Consider the following 3,247-nt stretch of genomic DNA (forward strand, 5'->3'; position numbering starts at 1 on the left):
CGTAAGCATCCGAACAGCCACGCGGTATCTGCGCGCGCGGATGAGAACCAACCGGTTTATGGTGGTGAGGTTCGGTTCGGAGTTGGGGGGCGTGGCGTAGCGGACCGTCAGGTTTTCCGGCGTGATCGACGCGCCCATTTTGCGACCAGGTGTTCAACGGCTCTGTTGAGGTCGGCGAACGCAGCATGGTTCGGGTCGAAGTCTTTGGCGCCCCACCATTCGGCAAGCTCGGCGTGCCGCTCATGAGCGGGATCGGCAAGCGCCTCGCGGAACTCCTGGTATCCCCAAGGGCCGCCGACGTCTTCCGGCGGGCAGCGCCCCGTCGCCTCGATCAGCATGGGGTCTGCCAGCGCAACGATGGGGAACGTGCGCTCGATCTTGATGCTGTGCGTCCAGCCGTCACCGAAGTCGTAGTGGTATTTGAAGGATTTCGCGCCGGTGTCCTGGATTGCCGACAGGAGCGAGACCTTGCGCGCATCGATTGGGCCATCCCCCCATTCCTGGTCGGGCAAACCAAAACCGACATCGCGGATCTGGAACTCGTAGAGGTGGGTATTCGTCCAGCCCATCGCGGCTTGCAAGACCTCATGCAATCGGCTGAGCCGGATGCGCCAGGGCACGACAATGCGCCGCATCACCGTTGGTTCGACATGATCAAGAGTAACCTTCAAACGGACCAGGGAAGCTGCCATCGTCAGGCCGCCAGCATGAGGGCTGGACTTTCACCCTGGCGTAGCCGCTTCCACTCCCACGGAAGCAATTCCGGCAGACGCGAGATCGGCAGGTCAGCGATACGAGCAAGGATATCGGCGAGCCAAGCCTTGGGATCCACGTCATTCAGCCGTGCGGTCATGATGAGCGTGAGCATGATGGCCGCGCGATCGGCGCCACGGTCGGAACCGGCGAAGAGCCAGGCCTTTCTTCCGCAAGCCACACCGCGCAACGCTCTTTCCGCGCAATTGTTGGTCATGCAGATCCTGCCGTCGTCGGCATAGCGGGCAAAGTCGGCCCAGCGCGACAGCATGTAGTCGATCGGCCCAGCCACCGGCGATGAACGCGAGAGGCCGCCCCGCTCGGCGCGCAACCATTCCTCCATATCGTTCAGCAAGGGCTTGCTCTTCTCCTGCCGGACGGCAAGCCGCTCTGCCGCGCTCTGGCCGTTGATATCGCGCTCGATGGCGAACAGGGCATCGATGCGCTTGACGGCTTCGAGGGCCGCCGGCGAGATCGGCTTGGCCCCTTTGCCGCGCCGGGCGTTTCGCGCGACATCGGCCAGTTCGAAGAACTTCCGGCGCGCATGGGCGAAGCAGAAGGCGGGCGTTGCCGGCATTTGCTTTCTCGTCCGGTCGAACAACGGATTGAAGCCGTTGTAGCAATCAGCCTGAAGGATGCCGCTGAAGTCGGCCAGATGCCGTTGCGGGTGCTCGCCGCGCCGATCGCTGGAAGCATAGAAGACCGCAGCCGGTGGTGCAGGCCCGGCGAATGGCTGATCGTCACGCACGTAAACCCATATTCGCCCGGTCGTGCATTGGCCCTTTGCCAGGATCGGGATCGTCGTGTCGTCGCCGTGAAGCCGCTCGGCCTGGAACACATGCGTCTCGATCAGGTCGAAGACCGGTTTGAGGGCGAAGGCGACGTGGCCGACCTGATCGGCCAACGTCTGGGTCGACAGGTCGATGCCCTCGCATTTGAACCGGGTGCGCTGCCGGTTCAGCGGGATATGCTGCCCGAACTTGTCGAAGACGATCGTCGCCAGAAGGTTCGGGCCAATAAAGCCGCGCGGTGTGGCATGGAACGGCGCGGGAGCCTGGCTGATCGCCTCACAATCGCGGCAGGTAAATTTTTCGCGCACCGTCTCGATCACCTTGAAGCGGCGCGGGATCTCCTCCAGCGTTCTCGTGATGTCCTCGCCCAGCTTCGATAGCCGCGATCCACCACAGCAAGCGCAGGCTGTCGGCGCGTCGAGGACGATGCGCTCGCACTCGATATCCTCCGGCCAGGGCTGGCGCACTGGCCGTTTACGCGTGAAGGCACGCACCGCCTGCGTTTTGGCCGTGGCCTCTTCGGCCGCCAGTTTGTCCTCGGTCGCCGACGCGGCGAGTTCTTCGAGCTGCAATTCCAACTGGTCGATCAGCCGCTGGGTGCGCTCACGACTCGGCCCGTGCTTGGCCCGTTCCAGCTTGCCGATCAGTAATTGCAGATGTGCGATCAGCGCCTCGGTGCTCGACAACCGCGCCTTTGCATTGGCGGCTTCCGCCTCGGCCTGCACACGCGCCGCGCGCTCGGCCAGCAGCGCCGCATGGGCGCTGGTAAGGTCCGAAGGCAGGGAAAGCGGCGGCAATGTCATGACGACATTCAACCAGATTTCCCAATAATCTCAATGCTTAAATGCAATCATACTCGCGTTGGTCGCCAAGTTTCCTGAGGCGCGCGCCAATCAATTCCGGAGAGCAGGTAGGAGAGCTGTGCCGACGAGATTGCCACCGCGCCACCTTCGGCCGAAGGCCAAATGAACCTTCCTCGTTCCAGCTTTTTCGTAAACAGGCAGGCACCCTGACCATCGTGCCAAACGATCTTGACCAGATCGCCGCGCTTGCCTCTGAAGCAGAACAGGTGGCCACCCAACGGGTCATGCTTCAGCACCTCCTGCACCCGCAGCGCCAGCGACGGGAACCCACACCGCATATCCGTATAGCCCGTCGCAAGCCAAACCCGAACACCTGTCGGGATCGCGATCATTCCAGCCCCTCAAGGCCACGGACGATCCGCAGCAACGCATCCACATCGACATCACGGTCGACAACAACGCGCCGGCCGTTCGCGATCACGACCTCCATGCGACCAGAACCAGACGCCGAAGGCTCCAGATCAGCAACCGGAACAGGATGCTCGGCCGCCGCGTCATAATCCGCAACAACGGGAACGAAACCAGCCAATGAACCACCCCCGAGCCGTCCTTCCCGCACCGCCTTGCGCCAGCTATTCAACTGAAAGCGCGTAATCTCATGGCGACGAGCCGTCGCCGATACCTGCTGGGGTCCGCTATAGCTCTCCGCGACAATCGCCAGCTTGGCTTCGTCACTAAAGTGCCGGCGACGACCTTTCTCTACAATCTCCAGCCGACTGATCTGCGGGCGACCGCTGCGAATGATATCCATGGGTAAAACACTGGCTATATTGACGTCGATATAGCCGGAGCCTCACCAAAATTCTCAAAACAGCAAGGCGTCCTTCCCCGGATGCGTAC

The 3,247-nt window shown here is 62.2% G+C and carries 4 protein-coding genes; all 4 read right to left on the reverse strand.

The features are described from left to right. Positions 1-107: 107 nt before the first annotated feature. The 4 genes from P9A16_RS35430 to tnpA are packed head-to-tail and all read right to left on the reverse strand — an operon-like array spanning position 108 to position 3,158. A complete protein-coding gene (locus tag P9A16_RS35430; protein WP_050746939.1) occupies positions 108-692 on the reverse strand; it encodes a plasmid pRiA4b ORF-3 family protein in 585 nt (194 codons plus the stop codon). 2 nt (positions 693-694) lie between these two features. After that, a complete protein-coding gene (gene tnpC, locus P9A16_RS35435; protein WP_050746941.1) occupies positions 695-2,347 on the reverse strand; it encodes an IS66 family transposase in 1,653 nt (550 codons plus the stop codon). A gap of 47 nt (positions 2,348-2,394) precedes the next feature. Next, complete coding sequence (gene tnpB / locus P9A16_RS35440) at positions 2,395-2,739, reverse strand: IS66 family insertion sequence element accessory protein TnpB (protein ID WP_050746938.1); 345 nt, start codon at positions 2,737-2,739, stop codon at positions 2,395-2,397. Beyond that, the gene (tnpA, locus tag P9A16_RS35445) at positions 2,736-3,158 is read right to left on the reverse strand and encodes an IS66-like element accessory protein TnpA (RefSeq protein ID WP_064334523.1); all 423 of its coding nucleotides are present in this window, start codon (positions 3,156-3,158) and stop codon (positions 2,736-2,738) included. The genes tnpB and tnpA overlap by 4 nt, the downstream gene beginning before the upstream one ends. Between the last annotated feature and the right edge of the window lie 89 nt (positions 3,159-3,247).

The sequence above is a fragment of the Shinella sp. 838 genome, assembly GCF_029623935.1.
Classification (GTDB): Bacteria; Pseudomonadota; Alphaproteobacteria; order Rhizobiales; family Rhizobiaceae; genus Shinella.